Here is a 3,065-nt window from a genome sequence, read left to right as displayed (position 1 = left end):
CGGTTGAGGCGGGCAGGAAGATTGCCCTCAACCAGGAATGGACGATGACACCGCAAGCACAGCTTTCCTATAATGCGGTGGATTTTGACAGTTTCCGTGATGCGTATGATGTGCATGTCAGTCGGGAGGATGGTGATGCGCTGACGGGTCGTTTGGGGCTTGCATTCAACCGGGAGAAGGCATGGAAGTCTGAAGCGGGGGATACACGCCGTTTGAAAACCTATGGCATTGGCAATCTTTACTATGAGTTCCTGAATGGAACGGAGGTTTCGGTCACGAATGTTGACTTCCGCAATCGTTCGGATCGTTTCTGGGGCGGGCTCGGCACGGGTGTTTCCTACAATTGGCAGGACGATGCCTATTCGATCTATGGCGAGATTGATGGCCGCACCTCGTTCTCCGACTTCGGTGATAGCTACTCGCTCAATGGAACAGTGGGATTCAGAGCCAGATTTTGACCCCTTGGTTCTGCTGAAACTGTTTCAGCTCCGGTTGCCGACCCACGGTGACCGGAGCAAAGGATGGCGCAAATGAGAATGTCGTAAAGATAATTATTTTATTCGCTGGCTAATGAAGATAAGAGAGCTGGCAACGCAACAAAATTAAAATGACTCGAAAATGGGAAAGCTAACAAATTTCCTTATGGAGAAAGCTATGCGTAAATTGGGTCGAGGTTACTCTCGAAATGAAGCTACGATTAAAACAACCCCTCAATATTCAAGGCATGCAACATGCTTGTGGCTAGGGATGATCGGGGTATCATTAACAGCATTGATATGCTCTTTCCCGGAGGCTTCTGCTGCCGCGTGTGTGAGCGATATTGCTACAGGTGTAACTGCAGCTACAGGTGAAAGTTGCACTGCAAATTCTTCGTCTTATACTGGTGATGCCTCGCAGCCTAATGTCTCTGGCGTAGTGCAAGCTGTTGGTATCGGTGCGGTGCTTGATGCGACAAGTGTAACGACTATCAAAGCGACCAAAGATGGGGGACAGGTTCAGGCTCATGGTGTGTATGCATCTAATGGTGGTGTTGTTCATTTAGGGAGCAATGTTTCTATTGAAGCAGTAGGAAACCGTAGCAGTGCCATTCGTGCAGATGGTGCCGGAAGTAAAGTGATTGTGGGCGGCAATGTCTCGACGGTTATCGGTAGCAGCGCGTATACTTCAAACTGGACTGGTGGCGTGTGGGTAGCCAGTGGTGGTTACGTCGAAATCGACGGAAAACTAACTGTGCGTCATCATTCTCTTCCAAGTGGTTCAAATGCAGTTCATGGTGCTGTGGCGAATGCAGGTAGTACCATTAAGCTTCAAGATTTTGATTATGAAGCATCTTCTCCTGGTAGTTACGGTCTCTATGCTGACGGAGCTGGAGCCATATTGACGGCTAGAAATGTTTTGATCACCCAAACCAACAATAAATTTCCTTTCCCTTCAGCGACAGGCTACGCTTATGGAATTTATGCGACCAACAGCGCGAGCATTGAAATCGTTGGCGGCACTTTGGCAAATACAGGGACTTTATCAGTAAGCAATTCCCTAATCCGAGTAGCAAATAATGCTTCTTTCACTTCCACTGGCACACTAAACCTTACAGCGATAGGGGCGGGGTCGCGGGGTATCTATGTGTCGGGCGGAGCTGTCGCCAGCATTAATGATACGAATATAATAAGTGAAGTGGGCAGCCTTTCATCAATGGCTGCTCCATCTATACAGATAGCAAAATCGCGTCCTATGTTGACAGGTGATGGTGGGCTTCATTCATACGGAGCTTTAAATGTGAAGCAGAATTCACAGTATCCAGCAATCTATATTGAGGGAGAATCTCTATTGAAGGCGGACTACGCTACGTCTTCAACGATCATAGATTCTGCGCAAACAGCAATTATTTTCGGAGCAGCTGATGAGACGGTAGCCAACAAGACGATCGCAACAATTTCCCTCTCAAATGCGAAGGTAACAAATCGCGGCAATTATGATTTGATTACTGTTGGTGGCAATGTGTCAGATGGTTCAGTTTTGTCTGTTGCAAATAGTGAAATGCGAGCGGCTAATGGTGCTTATCTCATAAGCGTGCAAAGCGGCGTGATTAACGATAAATTTGAAAGTCCCAAAGCCGAGGCTACCAGCAGTTTTCTATTGAAGGCGGATGGAAGATCAAATCTTTATGGTATGGTCGATATTAAATCAACAACTACGCCTTCTAATAGCGCAACGCTCAATCTTGAATTTGATAATGAGAGTATTTGGCATTTGGTCGCGAATACAAAGGCAACTGACCCGTCGCTGTCTAAGTTCACGAAAGTCGAGGTCAAAAATGGCTCAACTATTGATGCAAGTAGCGGAAACTTCGTTTTGCAGGGTGATGTCCTTAGCAATGGCGGCATAATTGATCTGATTGGCGATGATCCGGTCAATTCGTTGATTGTGGGAAAAAACTTGACGATCAACGGAAATTATGACGGACAAAGCAATGCTTTGGTAAAAATGAATGTTACTTTAGGCGATGATAGTTCGCCGACGGATTTCTTACATATCACCGGCAATGCTACGGGCACAACCGGTGTGCAGGTTGTCAATCGTGGTGGCCTTGGTGCTTTGACCACCGGTGATGGTATCCAGCTGATCAAGGTCGATGGCACATCATCTGCCGATAATTTCTCCCTGAAGAGTGATTATAGCTTTGAAGGGCAGGCCGCTGTCGTCGGTGGAGCCTACGCCTATTCCCTCTATGCCGGCAATAAGGCTGGCGACTTTGCCGGTGATTGGTATCTGCGTTCGCTCTATGTCAAACCTGTCGAACCACCACAACCGCCTGTTGGGCCGGTGGAGCCGCCAGTCATTGAACCCAAGCCCGTTTATTCCGCTGTCGTGCCGATGTATGAGGTCTATCCGCAAATCTTGCAGCAGTTGAACAAGCTTGGCACGTTGGAGCAGCGAATTGGCAACCGCACATGGATTGGTACAGGCTCCGATCGGCAGACGGCCACCATCAATGAGATGGAAGGCCGCGGTTTCTGGATGAAGGTGGAAGGCTCCACCGGCCATATCAATTCCAATGTCAGCAA

2 protein-coding genes are annotated in these 3,065 nt (G+C 48.0%); both read left to right on the top strand.

Going from position 1 to position 3,065, the window contains the following annotated elements:
* Nucleotides 1–458 (top strand): autotransporter outer membrane beta-barrel domain-containing protein (locus ACYSNS_RS14480; RefSeq protein ID WP_461723888.1); only part of this gene is annotated, 458 nt, incomplete at its 5' end.
* 352 nt (nucleotides 459–810) lie between these two features.
* A partial coding sequence (locus ACYSNS_RS14475; protein WP_461723887.1) for an autotransporter outer membrane beta-barrel domain-containing protein occupies nucleotides 811–3,065 on the top strand: 2,255 nt, incomplete at its 3' end.

It is taken from the genome of Bartonella sp. LJL80 (genome assembly GCF_054871565.1).
Note: the sequence above shows the minus strand (reverse complement) of the source record. Positions and strands in the feature narration are given on the sequence as shown.